The organism is Moorena bouillonii PNG, from assembly GCF_001942495.1.
GTDB lineage: Bacteria > Cyanobacteriota > Cyanobacteriia > Cyanobacteriales > Coleofasciculaceae > Moorena > Moorena bouillonii.
Genome location: NZ_MKZS01000001.1, coordinates 7,218,859 through 7,238,291, shown reverse-complemented (window position 1 = coordinate 7,238,291; position 19,433 = coordinate 7,218,859). Strand labels below are relative to the sequence as shown.

At 44.4% G+C, this 19,433-nt stretch carries 21 protein-coding genes; 12 read left to right on the top strand and 9 right to left on the bottom strand.

All coding sequences use genetic code 11. The features are described 5' to 3' along the window. Nucleotides 1-101 precede the first annotated feature (101 nt). Nucleotides 102-713 carry a chromophore lyase CpcT/CpeT gene (locus tag BJP37_RS29470; protein WP_075904199.1) on the bottom strand — a complete coding sequence of 204 codons (612 nt, stop codon included), beginning with the start codon at nucleotides 711-713 and terminating at the stop codon, nucleotides 102-104. Nucleotides 714-799: 86 nt separating this feature from the next. Beyond that, a complete protein-coding gene (locus BJP37_RS29465; RefSeq protein ID WP_075904197.1) occupies nucleotides 800-1,336 on the bottom strand; it encodes a phycobiliprotein lyase in 537 nt (178 codons plus the stop codon). Between the two features lie 322 nt (nucleotides 1,337-1,658). Here BJP37_RS29465 and BJP37_RS41700 point away from each other — a divergent pair, with 322 nt between their 5' ends. Beyond that, nucleotides 1,659-1,799 carry a hypothetical protein gene (locus BJP37_RS41700; protein WP_198954224.1) on the top strand — a complete coding sequence of 47 codons (141 nt, stop codon included), beginning with the start codon at nucleotides 1,659-1,661 and terminating at the stop codon, nucleotides 1,797-1,799. A gap of 18 nt (nucleotides 1,800-1,817) precedes the next feature. On the opposite strand, the gene BJP37_RS29460 is transcribed toward BJP37_RS41700, so the two are convergent. Next, complete coding sequence (locus BJP37_RS29460; protein ID WP_075904195.1) at nucleotides 1,818-2,369, bottom strand: phycobiliprotein lyase; 552 nt, start codon at nucleotides 2,367-2,369, stop codon at nucleotides 1,818-1,820. Nucleotides 2,370-2,459: 90 nt separating this feature from the next. After that, nucleotides 2,460-3,032 carry a bilin-binding protein gene (locus BJP37_RS29455; RefSeq protein ID WP_075904192.1) on the bottom strand — a complete coding sequence of 191 codons (573 nt, stop codon included), beginning with the start codon at nucleotides 3,030-3,032 and terminating at the stop codon, nucleotides 2,460-2,462. A gap of 265 nt (nucleotides 3,033-3,297) precedes the next feature. Between BJP37_RS29455 and BJP37_RS29450 the strand changes: the two genes are divergently transcribed. After that, on the top strand, nucleotides 3,298-3,954 hold the full coding sequence (locus BJP37_RS29450) for a HEAT repeat domain-containing protein (protein WP_075904189.1): 657 nt from the start codon (nucleotides 3,298-3,300) through the stop codon (nucleotides 3,952-3,954). Here BJP37_RS29450 and BJP37_RS44040 read toward each other — a convergent pair. Continuing rightward, nucleotides 3,937-4,068, bottom strand: coding sequence for a hypothetical protein (locus BJP37_RS44040; protein ID WP_269087087.1), 132 nt, complete (start codon nucleotides 4,066-4,068; stop codon nucleotides 3,937-3,939). The genes BJP37_RS29450 and BJP37_RS44040 overlap by 18 nt on opposite strands. Before the next feature lie 49 nt (nucleotides 4,069-4,117). Continuing rightward, a complete protein-coding gene (locus BJP37_RS29445) occupies nucleotides 4,118-5,395 on the bottom strand; it encodes a nucleotidyltransferase domain-containing protein (RefSeq protein WP_075904186.1) in 1,278 nt (425 codons plus the stop codon). A 515-nt stretch (nucleotides 5,396-5,910) separates the two neighbouring features. Between BJP37_RS29445 and BJP37_RS29440 the strand changes: the two genes are divergently transcribed. From BJP37_RS29440 to BJP37_RS29430, 3 genes are all read left to right on the top strand, one after another. Beyond that, complete coding sequence (locus BJP37_RS29440) at nucleotides 5,911-6,648, top strand: 15,16-dihydrobiliverdin:ferredoxin oxidoreductase (RefSeq protein ID WP_075904184.1); 738 nt, start codon at nucleotides 5,911-5,913, stop codon at nucleotides 6,646-6,648. Then, nucleotides 6,645-7,391: a phycoerythrobilin:ferredoxin oxidoreductase gene (locus BJP37_RS29435; protein ID WP_075904181.1), complete on the top strand. Its 747-nt coding sequence runs from the start codon at nucleotides 6,645-6,647 to the stop codon at nucleotides 7,389-7,391. The genes BJP37_RS29440 and BJP37_RS29435 overlap by 4 nt, the downstream gene beginning before the upstream one ends. 727 nt (nucleotides 7,392-8,118) lie before the next feature. Beyond that, the gene (locus tag BJP37_RS29430) at nucleotides 8,119-8,853 is read left to right on the top strand and encodes a phycobilisome rod-core linker polypeptide (protein WP_075904179.1); all 735 of its coding nucleotides are present in this window, start codon (nucleotides 8,119-8,121) and stop codon (nucleotides 8,851-8,853) included. Here the strand turns inward: BJP37_RS29430 and BJP37_RS29425 are convergent. Continuing rightward, on the bottom strand, nucleotides 8,843-9,040 hold the full coding sequence (locus tag BJP37_RS29425; protein WP_075904177.1) for a hypothetical protein: 198 nt from the start codon (nucleotides 9,038-9,040) through the stop codon (nucleotides 8,843-8,845). The two genes, BJP37_RS29430 and BJP37_RS29425, sit on opposite strands and share 11 nt — an antisense overlap. Before the next feature lie 356 nt (nucleotides 9,041-9,396). On the opposite strand from BJP37_RS29425, the gene cpcB reads away from it, so the two are divergent. The 4 genes from cpcB (at nucleotide 9,397) to cpcF (ending at nucleotide 12,497) form a co-directional block, all read left to right on the top strand. Next, nucleotides 9,397-9,915, top strand: coding sequence for a C-phycocyanin subunit beta (cpcB, locus tag BJP37_RS29420; protein WP_075904175.1), 519 nt, complete (start codon nucleotides 9,397-9,399; stop codon nucleotides 9,913-9,915). 89 nt (nucleotides 9,916-10,004) lie between these two features. Continuing rightward, a complete protein-coding gene (gene cpcA, locus BJP37_RS29415) occupies nucleotides 10,005-10,493 on the top strand; it encodes a C-phycocyanin subunit alpha (RefSeq protein WP_008184549.1) in 489 nt (162 codons plus the stop codon). Between the two features lie 248 nt (nucleotides 10,494-10,741). Beyond that, complete coding sequence (gene cpcE, locus BJP37_RS29410) at nucleotides 10,742-11,578, top strand: C-phycocyanin alpha-cysteine-84 phycocyanobilin lyase subunit CpcE (RefSeq protein WP_075904173.1); 837 nt, start codon at nucleotides 10,742-10,744, stop codon at nucleotides 11,576-11,578. 280 nt (nucleotides 11,579-11,858) lie between these two features. Next, nucleotides 11,859-12,497, top strand: a complete 639-nt coding sequence (gene cpcF, locus BJP37_RS29405) for a C-phycocyanin alpha-cysteine-84 phycocyanobilin lyase subunit CpcF (RefSeq protein ID WP_075904171.1) — start codon at nucleotides 11,859-11,861, stop codon at nucleotides 12,495-12,497. A gap of 11 nt (nucleotides 12,498-12,508) precedes the next feature. Here cpcF and prmA read toward each other — a convergent pair whose 3' ends face one another. Next, on the bottom strand, nucleotides 12,509-13,405 hold the full coding sequence (gene prmA, locus BJP37_RS29400) for a 50S ribosomal protein L11 methyltransferase (RefSeq protein ID WP_075904169.1): 897 nt from the start codon (nucleotides 13,403-13,405) through the stop codon (nucleotides 12,509-12,511). 179 nt (nucleotides 13,406-13,584) lie between these two features. Beyond that, nucleotides 13,585-15,165: a phosphoglycerate dehydrogenase gene (gene serA / locus BJP37_RS29395; protein ID WP_075904165.1), complete on the bottom strand. Its 1,581-nt coding sequence runs from the start codon at nucleotides 15,163-15,165 to the stop codon at nucleotides 13,585-13,587. Nucleotides 15,166-15,526: 361 nt separating this feature from the next. On the opposite strand from serA, the gene BJP37_RS29390 reads away from it, so the two are divergent. The 3 genes from BJP37_RS29390 (at nucleotide 15,527) to BJP37_RS29380 (ending at nucleotide 19,314) form a co-directional block, all read left to right on the top strand. Further along, a complete protein-coding gene (locus BJP37_RS29390; protein WP_075904163.1) occupies nucleotides 15,527-16,033 on the top strand; it encodes a hypothetical protein in 507 nt (168 codons plus the stop codon). Nucleotides 16,034-16,271: 238 nt separating this feature from the next. Next, nucleotides 16,272-17,051, top strand: a complete 780-nt coding sequence (locus BJP37_RS29385) for a photosystem II electron transport protein, Sll1252 family (RefSeq protein ID WP_075904161.1) — start codon at nucleotides 16,272-16,274, stop codon at nucleotides 17,049-17,051. 202 nt (nucleotides 17,052-17,253) lie between these two features. Then, the gene (locus tag BJP37_RS29380; protein WP_075904158.1) at nucleotides 17,254-19,314 is read left to right on the top strand and encodes a DICT sensory domain-containing protein; all 2,061 of its coding nucleotides are present in this window, start codon (nucleotides 17,254-17,256) and stop codon (nucleotides 19,312-19,314) included. Nucleotides 19,315-19,433: the final 119 nt, after the last annotated feature.

Here is a 19,433-nt window from a genome sequence, read left to right as displayed (position 1 = left end):
TACCTACCCTACTTGGCTTAGTATTTGTTAGTATTTGTTTGTTGGTATTTGTGTGACAATCCAATCCCTTATTGCTGATAACTAGGCACTATACATCCGCGCTACAAATCAGGTAATTCGTCAGCAAAACTTTGCCGTTTCTCAAATCGTAAATGACCAGCTGCTGAGCCCCATACGTGCTCATGAGTATTGACATCCATACCCTGATCTAGGCTGATCCAAGTAGTTTCAGTCAGTTCCACATCACTGACCAGATAGGTTTTACGCCCATTACGTTGGATGAAACACTGGCAACCAGGTTCTACACTTCCGCGAAACATGTCACCCTCTCGCCAGAAAATCATTGAACAGTTGTAGCGACGTTCTATAACATCAGGGGTGATGGTTTTGAGAATATCTGGCTCTCGCGCCGCCCCGGCATAAAGAACTGGATCTTTAAGACTGTAATTTTCTATATAAGTATGATCTGCCTTATCAATCAGGCGATGGACTCCCTGACGGTAGGGACTCCATAGATCGTAGTCATAGGCTTGCTCAGAGTAGAAACCAATACCGGAAAAAAAATCAAAGGGTAAGGGGCGAAAGAAAACATGAATGTGAGCGTAAAGCTGAGGATTATCAATCGCTTGTTTTTGGTTACTAAAATCTCCAGCCATCCAACTAGCTAGAGTCAGTAAATTACTGGTAGTTTTATCGGTAGTACTAGACAACATTGGTGTATTAATCTATTGAAAACTTAGAGTTAAAAAAGATTAAAAAAAATATAAATTATGACCTTAACTGTTCAAGCTGATAACTTTCAGCCCGATTGGGATAGGTCACGGATTTCCGAAGAAAACGAGGCTGTAGTCACCCCTTGACCAGAACTGGTTTTAATCAAGGAAACCCGAAAACGTAAATTCGGTGTGGCAAACCAAATCCGTTCTTCAGCAGCTGCTCGGTCATACTCCGTTAGCAAAGTGAAGGTACCATCTTCAGTCAGGTGATAGTTGCCCACTGCTGCAATTGTCTCGGCATAGCCTTGCTCTCTGAGAAGTTTTCCCCGATCGGGGTTTTCAGGATCGGGGATAGGGACTAGAACGCAACTTCCAGACTGGATGTCTTCTTCATCCCAATCTGATTCACCTTCCCAACTCATGCGAAAGGGATGCAAGGCAGTTGTGGGATCAATATCGTATAGTTTGCAAATGTCAATCACAGCTGAGTCATCAGCCTCAAGGGCAACGATATCAATAGTTGAGCGTATTTCCTCAAAGTGACTAAACGCTAAGTGATGACCGCTGCGTTGCGATCGCCAACGTCCAATAGAACGTTCTATAAATTCAGTAAGATCCATCTGCTATGTGTAGTTTAATTTAAAAAAGTTAACAATTTTGTTGGCCTATAGCAGCTGAATGCTCGGCGCGGGTGGTGTTGTAGATTACGCAAACCTAGTAAATTAGAGCCTTTACCCGGATTCACACCTTCAGTTATACACCGTGGCTCCCATCCTTAAACATTAGTAATTGTAAACTTTTGTGACAGTTATGTGTGAAGACCAGAATTAGTATCAACGGAAACATAAAAGTCAACTGTCAACAGTTAACCATCAACAGGATTTATAGCAGTTCTCATATTAGTGATGCAGTAGCCTCACGGGGGTTTACCCCACTCACGCTTTGCATCAAGACAATCAGGTAAACAGGATTTTTTCCCTGTTCCCTGTTCCCTATTCCCTGTTCCCTATTCCCTGCTCCCTACTCCCTACTCCCTACTCCCTACTGCCATTAACCCAGAACGAAAGTCCTTCAACCAATTGAGAAATGCTACGCTAATTATCAAGCTTTTTGTTCCACCCCAAAGCCCACTAGAACCACTTTGTCTAGGGGTTCGCTTTCTAGAGGACGCTGGTAATTAATAATTTTGCGGATTCTTAAATTGGGATTGATCAGGGTAATGGAATCAACAGATACCACACGGGTATAGTAGGTGGTCATCAAAAGTTCTAGTTTATTGGTATCGAAGCTAAAATGAGCGACTTTAGGTTTAGCTTCTTCGTAGGCGCGATCGCGTAAATAATCTCCCTCTAGAATCATTGATTCTTCGAGCTGAGGGACAAAAAGCATATTCAGTTGTTGGGACACCCGTTCACCTTTTTCAGAAACTGTTTCGAAACCAAGATGATAACCACACAGGTCATTGATATTAGGTAAGTCAGGTTGCTGATTATCTATCAACACCTTAGTTTTGAGGGGAGAAGACAGGGGTTCAATGGTGAATTCTGTAAGGGAGCGCTCTACCTCCTGGTGAGTCAGATTATGATAGGTACGTTGTGCCACCCAGGTTCCTACACAGCAATCAAAGAAGTATTTAAATTTGGATATGGACATGGTTTTGTTAATTAAAATAATTTAAAATATATCTTTTTTAATTGTTACTAGCTATTAATTTTTTTCTAGTTTTAATTATGAGTTATTGGTTTAGCTAAATTTTTTCAATTGATTAATTAAATGTTCGAAATAGGGGGCTATTGTGTCTGGTTCAGATAATCGCTTTAAACTAGCAGCCTTTATGCCTTCTAATCCTAATACCATTGCGGCGATTGGGACTTGCAATTCTTTGTACAACAAATTCATATAGTGCAGTCCTTCAGCACTAGTAAACTGGGTGCTACTGCCAGCAATCCCATAGGTAATACAGCGGAGGAAATGCCAAAAATCTCGCCAACAGGCTTCTGCTCGTGGGGCGGGATAAAGACTACCTCCTGGTTTAGTAATATCAGGATATTGAGCCAATACGGTTTCCCGCGCTTCAGAAATGATATCAGAAGCGTTATCCCGCAAAAATTGGGCTGTATTGATTAAGGATTCCGTATCCGGTGAACAGGCTTTAATCTGGTGCAAGTCATCATCGGTAAGATAGCGACCATGATCATCAGCTGCCTGGAAATGCTGGATAATCTCTGGGGGATAGGAGTCTTGCCAGTTGGCAAAGCTGACAATTCTGGCTTTGGTAATTAGTTCTTTGATATAGTCGCTTAATTGAGTCGTCATGGTTGATTTTTGTTGAAGGTTAAAGGTTTAAGGTTGGTTGAAGGTTGAACGCGATTGCGTGGCCTATTGGCCAAGGTTTAAGGTTGAAAGGCCAAGGTTGACCTTAGCATCTCATCAACGCAACGGTTAACAAAAACAATGAAGTGAACTAGCCCTAGCTTCCGGTAGCAGCTAAGGCTAGTTCACTTCACAGCAGTATACTAAATTATGATAATCTTTGATTAAAGGTATTAAGAAATGTAAAAAAAGCTGGCTCTGTAGTGCTATGGACATCCGTCAAATCGAAATCTCTCTCAAAAGTCCAAATGCCCAGGATCGCCTCAGGGCACTTACTGCTTTGAGAGAGTATGGTTCAGATGTAGCTGTTCCCCTACTTACAAGTAAACTCAAGGACCCAGAATTTTTAGTGCGCTCCTTTGTGGCCATGGGACTGGGGAATAAACGGAGTGACGAGTCCTATGCTGCGTTGTTAAATTTGATGCAATTTGATACAGATCCCAATGTAAGGGCAGAAGCTTCCAATTCCTTGTCCAAGTATGGAGACGTATCAATATCTCATCTGGTCACTAGCTTTCAACAGGATGATCACTGGCTGGTGCGCCGTAGCATTCTTGCTGCTTTGGTGGAAATGTCTTGTCCAGAAGAACTCTATAGTATTTGTATTTGCGGCTTAGCAGGGGAAGACCCAACTGTCCGAGAAGCAGGAATTGATGCCCTAGGGTTACTGGCTGGTACTGTTAAGGAAACTGAGGCATTGCAGCAAATTCTGGCTCTGAAAAATTCACAATGGTGGCGTATTCGGATGCATGTTGCCCGTGCCCTCAAACGATTTGATTCCCCCGATGCTAAAGCAGCATTGGGAGAACTGATGAAGGATGAAGACCATCGGGTCGTAGCTGCTGCTTTAGATAGTTCTCTCTAGAGCATCGGTTTGGTGATCAGATTTAGGGAGTAGGGAGTAGGGAGTCGGGAGTCGGGAGTCGGGAGTAGCAAAGCAGCGCCTAGCTGTGGGGGTTCCCCCCATGATGGACTGCATCAAGACATTGAATTTACCTAATAAGTCTGAGAAATGCTATATAAAAATTTCACAAGGAGTGCGGCTCGTGATGAGTTCTTAACATTGGTTGTATGCCATGCTTAATTAACAACCGTATTATATGGATTGGATAATACAGGAAAGCCAGCACTCTAGGCAGGGACAGTAACGCCCAATCCGCTTCGTTGGGCATGACGGTAACAAACAAACTGTTTTTTAGCCAATGGAGACAGTACATTACTCTGTCATGCAGACGCTCTCTCATGCTGAAGTAGAAGCGATGATTGTAAGACAAGAAAAAGACCCAAAACCCTTTTGCTTCTGAGAGCTTAGGTGGCTGTTCAAGGTCACGGAAAAGCTGTGATCGTACTTGGATAGCGAGGGATTGGGAGACTGGTTGGGCTTGCAATTTATTTAAGACTATCTGTGGCAACGTGACTCCCAGCAAATCCCTGACTAGGCAAAGGTCAAGCAAGAGCATGCGTTCACAACCGAGCTTTTGAGCCTCTGCCAGTACTCTGCGCCAATCTAACTGGGGATGAGTACGGAGTAGTTGAGCAACGTCGCATAACTGAGCCAGACGTACACTCCAGTGACAACAGTCTTTGCCCAATTGCACACAGAGAATTAACAGCATCTGTTCTGGCGAGATAGTAGAGACTGTCTTACCAGCAACAGATAGAGGCTGAAGATGCGATCGCAAATACTCAAAATCTAATGGCAAACAGAATAAATCGGGTACAATCCCCTGGTGAAGGTCAATACAGACTCGACTCTTTTTATCCACAAAGTGATACTCCCAGCCCAGGTCTTTTTGCAATTGATACCCTTGAGACAAGAGTAATTCTTTAACTCTCGGGATGTCGTGGTGATCAACCAGGATGTCTAAGTCACCGAACTGCCGCAGCCCCAGATTGCCGTAAACGGAAACAGCAAGGGTAGGCCCTTTGAAGGGGATAGCAGAAATTCCGTGTTTCTCCAGAAGAGTCAGGAGGTTAAGTAGTTTCTGAATGAGAAATGTGTTGTGTACGACTAAGTGCTGGAAATAATTTCGGAGTTGTTTGAGGATGTTCTGGGGAACCAGGTCTGGGCAGGTATTTTTGAGACTATGGTACAGGAGTGGTAAGACTTTCTGACGGCGAGCTGTTTTGAGCATATAAGTCCAGTCAATGTCTTGCTCAACCAGTAAGCGTTTGATAGACTCAGCAGTACCATCGTCGATGCTGGTTCGGACACAGTAGAGGAGTAACTGGAGTTCTGGTTTAGTTTGGAGTTCTCGATTAGTTATCGATACTGATGTTATAGTAGTTAATGGGGTTAGGGTCATTATCCCAGGTTGATCTAAAAACTAGCGCTGTGGAAACCGCCATTATGCATGTGGCGGATATAATGGCACGTAAAACTTGAATTTTCCCTTTAAAATGGGAAAATTAGCGAATTACGGCTCAAAGGTAATTAATTAAAATAATCTATTCAGTAATCTATTCAGTAATTGATTACTATTTACTTACTACTTACAGAAAAAACTGGGATTTTCAGTACATTTGACTAGTGAGTTTGCAAAGTTTTGATGAAGTACCTTGCCATATAACACAATAAGGATTAGTTTTTAAGTAATCCCTATTGACTGGCAGCGCTTTCCTTGCTAATGCTTTGACAGAGTGGCAAGGAAAGCTTCCCCTTAGGTAGATTTGGGTGCCTTAGTCAGGCAAATCTTAGGTCAGGCAAATCTTAGGTCAGGCAAATGTTAACGATTATTTCTTTGTCTGGGAGAAATGAGACAGGAAGTATCGCGATACTCTATGCTCAGTAAGGGTTTTACTATGTATACGAGCAATATAAATGTATCAGCCTTTCCTGGACTATCTGGAAAAAGAGCTATTCAAGCGGTTTGATTTAAGCAGTCAACCAATTCCCCCAGGCTTAGAACGCCAGGTAAGCGATCGCGCTAAACATCGGGCAATTATTCAAAGCTGGTGTTACCAATGCCCGGAATTGCGGAAAATTCGCTATACCTACATGGATGTTGGACCAGTCTCCCAAGTGTTTAACAGTGTGATGTATCCCAGTCACTGTTACGATCTGCCTTTACTAGGGATTGACTTCTTAGCCTTTGGCAAAAAGAAGATCCTGGTGGTTCTAGACTTTCAGCCATTGTTCAGCGATGAAGCGTATCAGGAAAAATACATTGAACCGATGCGAGTCATTCGCGATCGCTATCAGGACTTGGCACAAAACTTAGAAATGAAGTTTTATGATGCCAACCAGTACTTCTCTAAGTATCTACTGTTTGCCAAAATCGATTCCCTAGAGACAGTGAAAACAGAAGTCTTTGAGGCTTACAAAGACTACTTGGCGTTATATTGGCAAATGGTGGAGCAAGCTGAGCCTCTAACTGAGCCAGAAGATATTGAGCGCATTGTTAAGGCACAGAAAGACTACGACCAGTATAGTGCCGACAGAGACCCAGCCCATGGTCTTTTCAGCAGCTACTTTGGTTCTGAGTGGGCAGAGCGATTCTTATATGAGTTCTTATTTGAAGATGCCATGCCTTTAGCCGTTAGTCCAAGCCAAAAATGACTCTCTATCAGCCGTTTCTAGACTACGCGATCGCATATCTAAAAGAGCGCCTTGATCTACAGCCTTATCCCATTCCCCCTGGGTTTGAAAGCAAATTCGCAACAGTGGGGAAAGGGAAAAAGCAGCAAGATGTCCTGACCACCAGTTATGCCTTTGCTGCACCCAAAATCAGACAAATTCGAGCTGCTCATGTCCAGGGGGGAGCAGCATTACAGGTACTCAATTTTGTGATCTTCCCCCACCTCAACTATGACCTCCCCTTCTTCGGGGCTGACTTAGTGACCTTACCTGGTGGACATCTGATTGCCTTAGATATGCAGCCCCTGTTCCGGGATGACCCAGCCTATCAAGCTCGTTACACCGAACCTATCCTACCGATTTTCAAGGCCCATCAACAGCATTTGCCTTGGGGAGGAGACTTTCCTGAGGAAGCAACACCGTTCTTTTCCCCAGCTTTCCTATGGACACGCCCTAAGGAAACCGAAGTAGTGGAAAATCGGGTGTTTGCTGCGTTCAAGGACTATCTGACAGCTTACTTAGATTTTGTGGATCAGGCAGAACTAATTACTGATTCCCAGCATCTCGAAGCCATCAAGGAAGCTCAACTGCGTTATCTGGGTTATCGTGCTGAGAAAGACCCAGCTCGTGGTATGTTTCAGAGATTTTATGGTAGTGAATGGACTGAGGAGTACATCCATGGTTTCTTGTTTGATCTAGAGCGGAAGCTGGCAAAGGCAAGTTAAGCACTACTGGAATTCTTAGGATATTAAAACTTAACCTCAGTTCGATGTAAGAAATTGGTTAGTTTTTTCAGGAGTCAGGAGTCAGGAGTCAGGAGTCATAAGTCAGGATAAGACTACAGAATTGATGGGAATAATACAGAATTTTATTGTTGATAAAACTCTGATTAATTGCCAATTAACTGGCAATTAATATATATTGACTCCATTTATTATGACTTGATGCTCCTGACTCGATACTCCTAAATTTTAGAGCCTTTAAGGAAACGTGCAAGATCTTAGCCTTTCCCCTCACTGGGATCGCCAAACCGTAGCAGTAGCCAGAAACAAATTTTTTTAAAATATATCAAATCCTTGTCTTGATGCAGCCCCTCCCCACTCGTACTTTGCATCAAAACAAGGTTGTTTTAATGCGCAAAAGCTTACTTAATACTTAATACTTCATAGGTCGCTAAAATTAAAAATTATGTCTTTTAATTAAGAACCTTTAAAAAAGTTAGGCTTGTATGAACCTAATCCCCTAATCTTGTGATTAGAACTGAGTAAGCTATCAGCTATCAGCTATCAGCTTTTAGCTATGAGTTGATGCCCATAGCGCACGCTACATGAACAGCTTATGCCCATAGTGCAAGCTACTTGAGTGGCCATTGGCCAACGACTGACCACTGACGGCTGACGGCTGACGGCTGAATGCTTAGATGACTGAGGTTTACGATCATAGAGGTGATTAATGACAATTCCTTTGCTAGAGTATCCTCCCTCAAGCCAAAATCAGCGGGTCGCTGGATATGAGGTGCCCGGAGATGAGCAGCCTAAACTATACACTACAGCTAATCTGCTGTCTCCATCGGAAATGGATGAGTTGATTAGGGCAGCCTATAGTCAGATTTTTAATGAACAACAGATTATCAAAAGCAACCGCCAAACCTTTTTAGAATCACAGCTGAGATTTGGTCAAATCACGGTGCGCGAGTTCATTCGTGGTCTAGCAACATCTGAAACTTTTTGGCAGCGCAATTATCAGACCAACAACAACTACCGTTTTGTCCAGATGTGTGTACAACGCATCTTGGGGCGTGATGTCTATAGCGAGCGGGAGAAGTTAGCCTGGTCAATAGTGCTGGCTACCAAAGGGTTAAAAAACTTTATTGATGCTCTGCTCGATAGCGACGAGTACCTGGAAAACTTTGGTGATGACACCGTGCCTTATCAGCGGCGACGAATCATACCCCAGCGTACTCAAGGCGATCTACCCTTTGCCCGGATGCCTCGTTATGGGCAAGACTACCGCACTCAACTGCAACAGCTGGGTTACTTCAAACACCAACCAATTGGTTTCAAAACCTATTATCCTCCTGCCTCAGTCCGCTTTGTAGCAGGATTAATCACTAAGGCAGGGGCTGTAGTCTTACTTGGGGGAACAATCGCCATCGCCTTAGCGGCCTGGGGTATTATCAGTCTGTAGCTGTGAGTGTAGGTTTGATAAGAAATGTTACTAACCTGCTAACGGCTAGACCAATTAGCTGGAGTGAACAGTTGACCTGTGTCTTGAGCAGGAGGTAAGCAACCAAGAGGCTTCCAGCACCAATTTGGAGCCAATCCACAGGGTAGCCATGGCAAGCCTGTTGTGATCTGCCATTGCAATCAGACATCAAAAAATCTTAAACTCTTAACAAGATGTAACGAATAAAGGCTCGACATCATTGTATAAAAGTTACCTGAAGGGTAAATAGTGACAGGCGAAAGCCAACCAACCGGTTGACACACAGCATTCCTAGGTCTCTCACCAAAACTTGAAGTTTTGTAATTTTTCTTAACGATCCGTTTTGCCCCCAACTCATGGGACAAAGACTAGGACAAAGACCAAGACAGAGAGATGGGAGTATTAGCTGTGGCTGTAGCATGTTCTATCCCCTTCCAGGCTGCTTGATTTACTTTGATTCAGTCTGAGTCTGTTTAACTGAAGCCCGTTTTGAAACAAAACCAACTAACGTAGGAGATTCCGTCAATGTTTGATGCCTTTACTAAGCTTGTTTCGCAGGCTGATGCCCAGGGTCAATACATTAGTGCAGAGCAACTAAGTGCTCTTAGCGCTATGGTGGCTGACAGCAACAAGCGGATGGATGCAGTAAACCGCATTACCAGCAACTCTTCTACCATTGTGGCTAACGCAGCTCGCTCCCTGTTTGCTGAGCAACCCCAGTTAATCAATCCTGGTGGAAATGCCTACACCAGCCGTCGGATGGCTGCTTGCTTGCGTGATATGGAAATCATCCTGCGCTATGTGACTTACGCCATTTTTGCTGGTGATGCTAGTGTACTGGAAGACCGCTGCCTCAATGGTCTACGGGAAACCTACCTAGCTCTGGGAACTCCTGGCGCTTCCGTAGCAGTGGGTGTAGAAAAAATGAAGGATGCTGCGATTGCGATCGCTAACGACTCCAATGGCATCACCCCTGGTGATTGCAGCTCTCTGATGGCTGAAATTGCTAGCTACTTCGACAAAGCAGCTGGTGCAGTTGCCTAAAACGCTAAAGGCATATCACTTGCTGTCTAACTATCACAACTTCAAACGTTTTTGAAAACTTGACAAAATATTAGGGAGATACCTAGACAATGAAAACTCCGCTTACAGAAGCCGTCGCTGCTGCTGACGCTCAAGGTCGTTTTTTAAGTAATACAGAAATCCAGACTGCCTTCGGTCGATTCCAGCGGGCTACAGCTTGCTTAGAAGCAGCAAAAGCTTTGACTGCTAAAGCCTCTACCTTGACTGACGGTGCAGCCCAAGCGGTGTATAACAAATTCCCTTACACCACTAGCATGCCTGGACCAACCTATGCATCTGACGCTACAGGCAAGGCAAAATGCTCCCGTGATATCGGTTACTACCTTCGTATGGTTACTTACTGCCTAGTTGCTGGTGGTACCGGACCGATGGATGAGTACTTGATTGCTGGTTTAGATGAAATCAACCGTACCTTCGAGCTGTCTCCGAGCTGGTACATCGAAGCCCTCAAGTACATCAAGGCTAACCATGGTTTAACTGGTCAGCCTGCTACTGAGGCAAATAACTACATTGACTACGCTATTAACGCCCTGAGCTAATTGCTCTTTTGGCCTGGAAAGGTCAGCAGGTGTTAGCAAGAACTAGCGTCTGCTGACCTTTCCGGGCATTGTTTTGTCTATACAGTTGGTCTATCTGGCTCGTCTATCTAGAAAGCATAAATTACCTGAGTTCGATGTAAGAAATTGGCAGGTTTTTTGAGGAGACAGGATATTTAATTGAGTCTTATCCTCCCTGATCAAAAAAGTAATTAAAATGAAACTTAATACGTTTAAATTAAGAAGTTTAAATGTTGCAGCCTAGTCTTGAAAATTATGTTGAGACTGATAACTCTGAGTCTTTAACTGTAGAGCAAGCGATCGCAAATCTAAAAGGAAACGACCAGGGGCTTCGCTATTATGCAGCATGGTGGCTAGGAAAGTTTCGAGTCCGGGAACCACTGGCAATTGATGCCCTAATCGCTGCGCTAGAGGATCAGGACAACCAGACAGAATTAGGAGGATATCCTCTGCGCCGGAATGCTGCCAGGGCCCTGGGCAAACTAGGAGACCATCGAGCTGTGCCTGCGTTGATTGATTGTTTAGACTGCCCGGATTTTTATGTTAGGGAAGCAGCGGTACAATCTTTAGCGATGTTAGAAGATCGTACCTGTATTCCCAAGCTGATCAAACTCCTAGACGGAGGTTTAGAAGCAGCCCAGCCTATACCCGGATGTCCCCACCTCGCCCAACCCTACAATGCCGTCATCGAAGCTTTGGGGGATCTTGGTGTAACTGAAGCGATTGACTTGATTGAACTATTCCTAGAACATCCCAACGAGTTGGAACAGTATGCCGCCGCACGGGCGATGTACCAGCTAACTCAAAACCCTACTTATGCGGAACGTTTAATTAAAGCTTTGAGTGCTTATCAAGTGCAACTGAGGCGGGCAGCTCTTTCGGATCTCGGGGCAATTGGTTATTTACCAGCAGCCGATGCGATCGCTAAGACCTGGGCAGAAAATAGTCTCAGGGTACTCGCCCTCAAAGGAATTCTAGAGCATTACTTAGAAAGCAATCCCAGTGATGGTTGCCACCTATCGGAGACAGCAATTAGAATTATGAACTTGATCGATGGTCTTCTTTGAAGTTTGAAGGATAAAGTATCACAGATGAAGAAACAAGTATGAAATAATTTTATCTAAAATTTTATCTAACCATTTATAGAAGCATTACGTCAAAACTGGTAGGTTTTGATACTTTTGGTTTTTGCTTTAAACCTACCACTATAAAACCCTTAGGGCAAACAACCTTTAAGCTTATATCATGTCAGGATAATTGCCCTTAATAAAAATCTTCTCATCTCCCCATCTCCCCACACTCCCCTAGATTATTGGTATTCAACCAGACTTGATATTAGACCCCTGCATGACCAACACAACCCGAGAGCAAGAATTAATTCGAGCTGTGAAAGAGGCAGATTCTGCCTATAGTTTAGTAAAAGCAGTGAGAATCCTGGCTAATGCCCATTTAGAAGCTGCAATCCCCACTTTAATTGCAGTTTTTAGCTACAATAACCCAGGTGCAGCAGAATTAGCTGCCGGTGGGATAGTGCGCTTCGGGAAAACAGCAGTAGAGCAATTGCTAAACCTAATTGATGACTACAACTACGGAGGTAGAGCCTGGGCAATCCGCGCACTATCAGGAATTGGCGATCCTAGAGCCTTCGATACCTTAATCGAAGCTGCTGAAACTGACTTTTCTATGAGCGTCCGTCGAGCTGCTACAAAAGGTCTGGGCAGCCTGGACTGGGAGGATATGCCTAAAGATAAAATTCCTGCTGCCCAAGAGCAAGCTTTTAAAACACTACTGCTAACCTGCCAAGATACAGAATGGGTAGTTCGTTATTCTTCCGTAGTAGGATTGCAAGGTCTAGCTACTGCTGTAGTGGTCACCTATCCAGATCTGGCTGAGACTATCAAAACTCATTTAGCGCAAATGTTCAAGACTGAAACCGATGTAACAGTGGGCACCCGTATCCAACTGGCTATCCAACAACTTGCATAAAGAATAACTAATCAGGAACGCCGAATATTAAAACAACACCAATCCTGATGCTTCCAGAGGGTGGCGACAATCCAGTTATTTTGTTCTAGGCTATCAGCAATCGGTTTAACCTGATCTAATAACACACCACTGATAATTCCCCAGCTGGTGGGTTTCACAATAGCACTCATTAGTGGAATTAAATCAATAATCACCTCTGCCAGAATATTGCAGAGGATTCCATCTACTTGTTCACCATTAGTCAGCTGAGACAAGGTTTCTATACTACCCTGTTCTATCACCAGATCCTGGTCAGACATGTTGTTAAGAGAGCGGTTGTTGCGGGCAGCACCCACTGCTAAGGGGTCAATATCCACGCCATAGACCTTTTTAGCCCCTAACAACACCGAGGCAATGGAAAGAATGCCGGAACCACAGCCAATATCCGCTACGACATTGTCGTGATCACTGCTGTAGCCTAGACGCATCTCTAATGCTTCCAGGCATAACTGAGTGGTGGGATGGGTACCTGTGCCAAATGCTGCTCCGGGATCAAGGCGTAACAAGATCCGTTCGGAAGGGTCTGGTAAGGGTAGCCAGGCGGGATAGATCAAAAAGCGATCGCCAACTTCTTGGGGTTCCCAGTATTGTTTCCAACTACTTGCCCAATCTTCCTCATCAATCAGGTGCCACCGAGTTATGGGTACTGGCAGCCCTACAGTAAGGGCATCCTGATTTACCCAAAGGGCAAGGGCTGCCAAATCCAACAGCTGTGCTTGTATTTGGGGTAAGTGAGCAAGCACTAGTTGAGAATGTCCCTTAAGCTGGCTGGACATTCCTCGACAACCAAACTTTTCTAGTCGCCAGAAGATTAAATCCTCTAAGGCAGAGTCGCACAAAATTTGAATTTCCCACCAGCTGTTTGCCATATGTTAGTTCCGAGGTCGAGAGTGCTGAGTTTAAGAGTGGGGAGTCAGCAGGGGGAGGTACGTGGTCTAAACTTAAGGATCAAGATTGTTTGTACCTATAACCTTTTCCCCATATTCAGCACCCAGCACTCAGCACTCAATAGTGAACGTATTCAGTACTGAAGGAATTCAGTACTAACTTATAAAGTTACCGTGTAAGCATCCCTGATCCCTGGCACCTTCATAATCTCTGTCAAAACTCCCTCCGGTAAGGGGTCATCTATACTAAGCACCATAACTGCGTCACCCCGCACAATTTTACGACCCACCTGCATACTGGCAATATTGACATTAAAACTACCCAGCTGAGAGCCAATTTTACCAATAATTCCGGGCATATCCCGGTGTAGGGTAAACAACATATAGTGAGTGGGAGGAACATTAATCGGGAATTCGTCGATACTGGTAATGTGGATTTCCCCATCATTCAACAGAGCACCCGTTACAGAATGTTTTCCCATGGAACCGGTGGCTGATAGATGTAGGGATCCAGAATAGTCTCGCATCGAAGCATCCCTGGTTTCAATGACCCGAATACCCCGCTCTTTTGCCTCAATCGATGCATTGACATAGTTTACACGCTCTCGCAGTGCCTGGGAAAGTAAGCCTTTGAGGGCAGCAACCACTAAGGGTTGGCTTTCGTTGGTAGCTAACTCTCCCTGTAATCGGACATCAAGTAATTCAATGCGTCCCCCCGCCAGTTGAGCAACTAGCTTACCCAGAGTTTCTGCCAACTCCATGTATGGTCTGAGTTTTTCAATCACATTGGGTGACAATCCAGGAATATTAACTGCTGAACGGGCGGGTAAGCCTAAGAGGACATCCCGAATTTGTTCGGCTACATCAACAGCAACATTAACTTGGGCTTCTGCGGTAGATGCCCCTAGGTGGGGGGTCAAAACTATTTCTTTCCCCAATTCACGCAAGGGGGATTCTCCTAGTGGTTCTGATTCATAAACATCCAATGCGGCACCAGCAATCTTCCCCTCTTTTAGTGCCTTAGCCAGAGCTTCTTCATCAATAATGCCTCCTCTGGAACAGTTGATAATTCGGGCAGTTGGCTTCATCTTAGCAATGGCTTCGTCATTAATCAGATGAGCGGTTTCTGGAGTTTTGGGGATATGCAATGTGATGTAATCAGACTCCTGCAACAGCAAATCCATCTCGACTAAACGACAGCCTAGCTGTTCCGCCCGTTCTACCGAAATGAAGGGGTCATAGCCCAGCAACTTCATTCCCATTGCTCGGGCGACAGTTGCTACATGGGAGCCAATTTTACCCAAGCCAACTACACCAAGGGTTTTTTTGTAAACTTCTGTGCCAATAAAAAGCTTACGCTGCCACTTATTGCTTTTAACTGACTGATTGGCATCGGAGATATGGCGAGATAGGGCTAGCATCATTGCCAGGGCATGTTCGGCTGCGGCTATAGTATTCCCTTCCGGAGAGTTAACCACTACAATCCCATGACGAGTTGCTGCTGGGATATCGACGTTATCAACCCCAACACCAGCACGACCGATGATCTTGAGTTGCTTGCCCGCCTCAATTACCTCTTGGGTAACGCGGGTGCCAGAGCGAATCATCAGAGCATCATAGTCTGGAATAATTGTCAATAGTTCTTCCGGTGATAGATTCGGATTGAAATCAACCTGAGCAACTTGGGAAAGGATATCAATACCAGCTTGATCAATTGAGTCAGAAACAAGAACCTTAGACATGACCAGGAGATAGGTTAATGGGCTATACACACGGTGCTGGAGCTATGCCATGAGAAACTCAGATCAACCCCAATAGTAGTACAGATGAACCATCATCAAATAGCACTTAACTACAAGGAAATGTAGTTGAACAGGTCGATTTGTTCACATTCAGTAGCTCTGACCGCAGTATGCTATCTTAACGGCAAAGGTATCCCTGGATCGCTAGTGATCTAAAAGATTTTAAGTTTCCCCCATCTTTCATGGAAAATTTCTCAAAACTCTCACTGTTGAAAACCCCTTTGCTTGAGGCGGGGGATCAAAACGAGCTCAAGGAAGAGTTCAAGTAAACTTTAAATGTAGATAATCAGCACAAGTGGCGATGAAATATGTGATTGCTGTATTCCCCAACCGCATTAAGGCAGAAGAAGCTTATACTGCTTTGGAAAAAGAAGAGTTACCTATGGATCGAGTAAGTATCTTGGGTAGAGGATATAAGAGTGCTGATGAGTTTGGATTCATTGACCCCAAACAACAGGGAATCAAGGGAGCCCGACGAATGGCATATTGGTTGGTTCCCTTTGGATTTGCGGCGGGTTATCTGTTCAATGTGCTAACTGAAATAAAACTGTTTGGCTTCTCTAGTGAAATTGGTAATCATCTCCTGGGAGGGGTATTTGGTGCGATCGCAGCAGCAATGGGTAGCGTTTTCGTTGGAGGTGGGGTTGGGTTGAGTGTTGGTAGTGGTGATGCACTGCCTTATCGGAACCGTCTGAATGAGGGAAAATACTTAATTGTTGTTCAGGGATCCGAGAGTTTGACAGAGCTAGGGACTAAAATTCTGCGTCAGTTTCAGCCGGAGACTATTCAAAGGTATGAGTTCCTCTAGACTATATAAGGGTTGCGCAATTATTTTGGGGGTAAAAATCCCAAAGGCGCAAAGAGGGCAAAGTAACAAAGACTAAATGTAAATAAAAATAAATAAAATTTAAGAAAGATAACTTTTAGAGTTAGTCATGGGTAATAGATAGTATGCGAAACTGATTACCTATTGCTAAATCCTGATTAGAATTTGAGGAAATAATTATTTAGACCATTAATCAAACGTCTTTAACAAATTATTAGGAATGCTACCTAGAGAAGAACTTTTAAAAAGTGTAGAGAATCGAGAAGATGTGGCTCGTGTGATTGACCAAGCTGATCAAGCAATTAAGACTTGGGAGGTGGTATTGACTGATTTTCTATCACCGCCAGTTTTGGTAGAGGTTGCTCAGCAGTTTGAACGGTTGACAGAGGTGCAATTGCTGGCTTGGGGAGGATATCCTCAGGCGGAACGACAACGGTTAGGGATCGCCCGTGAGGAATTGCCTCTGGATAAATCTCAGGTAGAAGTGGTGGGTTTGGATATTGCTGGGAATTTTTTGTTTGATACGGCAACTCACCGGGATTTCTTGGGGGCAATTCTGGGAACTGGATTGGTGCGAGAAAAGATTGGGGACATTATTGTCTTGGGAGAGCGAGGTGCTCAGGTGATTGTGGTACCAGAGTTGGTAGAGTTTCTGGAACTGAATTTAAATCAGGTGCGTTCGGTACCTGTCAAAACTCAACGGATTGATTTGAGTGAACTCAAGGTTAAGGAACCGAAAAAGAAACTCAGAACAACAACAGAAGCTTCCATGCGTCTAGATGCGATCGCATCAGCTGGGTTTGGTATGTCCCGCAGCAAGATGGTTGATTTCATTACCACTGGGGATGTGCGGGTTAACTGGAAAGAGGTCAAGCAATCTAGCTATACAGTCAAATCTGGAGATTTGATTGCCATTCGTGGTAAAGGACGCTTGGAGGTTGGGGATGTCTCTATTACTAAAAAACAACGATATCGGGTTGAATTAACGCGATACATCTGAAACAAGGTGGGGCTTCAACTTTCGCTGTGTTCAATCTCCTGTCTATAAGATAAATTGAGAAAGGTAGACATAAAAAGCCTATAGGTTGTCAGCACCCCATACCCTGACTGGGACTAAAGACCCCGACTGGTTTTTCGTTCCCCGTTGCCCATAGCTGGGGTTTCCACAATACCTAAGATTTGTGATGAAAATTTATTAATTAATGATTATTACGACTTCCGTGCTGCAAAGCTTACTGCAAGCTATACCTATACTGCGGTCACAGGTGTACTTTAAGTCTTCTTTGACCGCACTTTCCCATGCCATGGAAGATCAGGTATTAGCTGGCTCAGAGCAGCCGTTGGTCATTGCTAGCTTCCAGCGAGAGCGTTTCTACCGTCAGGAAGCTCATCGATATCGACGCATTGCTCAACAGACCCCCCAAGTCTATGTACTAGCAGCACCGGAAACAGAATTTAAGAGTAGTTCAGAGTATCACGAAACCGTGGCATTTGAACCCAACGATACCCTCTCTCAAGAATGGCATTTGGTAGTTATTGGGCGAAGTTACACAAACTGTTTGATTTGTCAAGAACGACCCACACCAATACTAGAGGTTACCAATGGGGAAATGGACTCATCCCGACGTTTTGAAGGAATCTGGACATTTGACCGGACGGTGAGTCAAAAAGCAGCTGAGATATTACTCAATCGCATTCAAATTTACCGACCTGAACTAGGCGCTAAGATTGAACAGGCCAAATCTCAGTATTTAGACGATTCATTAGTAGTTAGTGCTCGATTAACCCAAAACTCCACCAGTAATCTATCCCTTCTCGACCAAGCTCAAAGTTCCGCCAATTCTGATCCTTTTGTCCAGCGTTTGGTGACTTACCTACAGGCAGGTCAGTATAAATTGCTCAAAGCCTATCGCTCCATTGCTGCTCAGGGAAAGAAAGAATCTCTGATCAATTCTATTTCCAACGCCATTAGGCGATCCCTTGACCCCAATGCCATTCTTGAAGTTGCTGTGCAAGAGTTGGGTAAAGCCCTTCAAGCATCACGGTGTCTGATTTATCGCTGTAAAGCAACAGATACCACTACTATCATCAATCATGAGTTTTTAAAGCCCCCTAGTAAGGGGGATGAACCATTAGTGCCCACACTAGGAAAGAGATGGCCATTGCAAGACAATTGCCTATTCCAAGAGGTTGTCCAGAGTGGAGAACGGATTTATGTAGAAGACACCCAGACAGATCCTCGGATTAACGGTACTAATTCCAGAAATAAAACTGGTAATCGACGATCAAAAACCTTGCACAATCTAGTCCAAGAGCTTGCCATTCGCTCTTGGCTGAAAGTACCAGTGCTGTATCAGGGTCAGTTATTGGGCATGTTAGATATACATCATTGTGGTTCCCAACCTTATCAATGGGAAAAGGATGAGTTAGCCTTAGTGGATGCGATCGCAACTCAAGTCGGTGTAGCTTTGATTCAAGCCGAAGCCTACGCCAACCTAGAAGATTTGAATCAGCAGCTAGAAGCTCTTGACCGCACCCGTAGCAATTTAGTAGCGATTACAGGTCATGAACTGCGCACTCCTCTCTCCACAATTCAAGTATGTCTTGAGAGTCTAGCTAGTGAGCCAGATATGTCCCTAGAATTGCGTCAGGTGATGCTCAATACTGCCCTCACTGACGCCGAACGAATGCGGAAACTGATTCAGGACTTCCTTACTCTTTCTCGCTTAGAAAGTGGTCGTGTGGAATGGCACCCAGAATCCCTCTCCCTAAGAGAGTGCATTGACCTTTCCCTGAGTAATGTTTGCGCTCGCCGTTCTGAAGATGAACGACCTAGTTTATCGGTTCAAGTTCCAGAGAACCTTCCATTAGTCAAAGCCGACGGGGAGTGGCTAGTTGAAACTCTAGCTAGACTTCTCGATAATGCCTGCAAATTTACCAGCCCACAAGGAGAAGTAACTATAAGTATCCAAACACTGGACAATTCCATGATAGTAGTTATTATCGAAGATTCTGGACGTGGTATTGAACCCAATCGGCTGGAAGCTGTTTTTGACCGCTTCTATCAAGAAGAAGGTGCTCTGCGGCGAACTACTGGGGGAACAGGGCTAGGTTTAGCAATTTGTCGCCAAATTGTCAAAGGCTGGGGCGGTAAAATTTGGGCAAATTCAGCTGGCAAAGACCAAGGTTCTCAGTTTTACTTTACTGTTCCCATTATCCAAACTCCAAAGTCAAAGCACTCAAAAGCTCGGCGTAAACGTTAGGGGATTCGAGATAATGAAAGTTTGGGATGGTACAAAAGTAGTGATTTTAGCTCCTGTTACCTTGACCAGACCCTAGCCGAATCACTAGATCTTTAGCACTACCAACGCAGGTTCCGTAC

Excerpts from the sequence above, each read along its gene's own strand:
- BJP37_RS29470 (WP_075904199.1), bottom strand. The coding sequence starts at position 713 with ATGTTGTCTAGTACTACCGATAAAACTACCAGTAATTTACTGACTCTA.
- BJP37_RS29465 (WP_075904197.1), bottom strand. The coding sequence starts at position 1,336 with ATGGATCTTACTGAATTTATAGAACGTTCTATTGGACGTTGGCGATCG.
- BJP37_RS29460 (WP_075904195.1), bottom strand. The coding sequence starts at position 2,369 with ATGTCCATATCCAAATTTAAATACTTCTTTGATTGCTGTGTAGGAACC.
- BJP37_RS29455 (WP_075904192.1), bottom strand. The coding sequence starts at position 3,032 with ATGACGACTCAATTAAGCGACTATATCAAAGAACTAATTACCAAAGCC.
- BJP37_RS29450 (WP_075904189.1), top strand. The coding sequence starts at position 3,298 with ATGGACATCCGTCAAATCGAAATCTCTCTCAAAAGTCCAAATGCCCAG.
- BJP37_RS44040 (WP_269087087.1), bottom strand. The coding sequence starts at position 4,068 with ATGCAGTCCATCATGGGGGGAACCCCCACAGCTAGGCGCTGCTTTGCT.
- BJP37_RS29445 (WP_075904186.1), bottom strand. The coding sequence starts at position 5,395 with ATGACCCTAACCCCATTAACTACTATAACATCAGTATCGATAACTAAT.
- BJP37_RS29440 (WP_075904184.1), top strand. The coding sequence starts at position 5,911 with ATGTATCAGCCTTTCCTGGACTATCTGGAAAAAGAGCTATTCAAGCGG.
- BJP37_RS29435 (WP_075904181.1), top strand. The coding sequence starts at position 6,645 with ATGACTCTCTATCAGCCGTTTCTAGACTACGCGATCGCATATCTAAAA.
- BJP37_RS29430 (WP_075904179.1), top strand. The coding sequence starts at position 8,119 with ATGACAATTCCTTTGCTAGAGTATCCTCCCTCAAGCCAAAATCAGCGG.
- BJP37_RS29425 (WP_075904177.1), bottom strand. The coding sequence starts at position 9,040 with ATGTCTGATTGCAATGGCAGATCACAACAGGCTTGCCATGGCTACCCT.
- cpcB (WP_075904175.1), top strand. The coding sequence starts at position 9,397 with ATGTTTGATGCCTTTACTAAGCTTGTTTCGCAGGCTGATGCCCAGGGT.
- cpcA (WP_008184549.1), top strand. The coding sequence starts at position 10,005 with ATGAAAACTCCGCTTACAGAAGCCGTCGCTGCTGCTGACGCTCAAGGT.
- cpcE (WP_075904173.1), top strand. The coding sequence starts at position 10,742 with ATGTTGCAGCCTAGTCTTGAAAATTATGTTGAGACTGATAACTCTGAG.
- cpcF (WP_075904171.1), top strand. The coding sequence starts at position 11,859 with ATGACCAACACAACCCGAGAGCAAGAATTAATTCGAGCTGTGAAAGAG.
- prmA (WP_075904169.1), bottom strand. The coding sequence starts at position 13,405 with ATGGCAAACAGCTGGTGGGAAATTCAAATTTTGTGCGACTCTGCCTTA.
- serA (WP_075904165.1), bottom strand. The coding sequence starts at position 15,165 with ATGTCTAAGGTTCTTGTTTCTGACTCAATTGATCAAGCTGGTATTGAT.
- BJP37_RS29390 (WP_075904163.1), top strand. The coding sequence starts at position 15,527 with ATGAAATATGTGATTGCTGTATTCCCCAACCGCATTAAGGCAGAAGAA.
- BJP37_RS29385 (WP_075904161.1), top strand. The coding sequence starts at position 16,272 with ATGCTACCTAGAGAAGAACTTTTAAAAAGTGTAGAGAATCGAGAAGAT.
- BJP37_RS29380 (WP_075904158.1), top strand. The coding sequence starts at position 17,254 with ATGATTATTACGACTTCCGTGCTGCAAAGCTTACTGCAAGCTATACCT.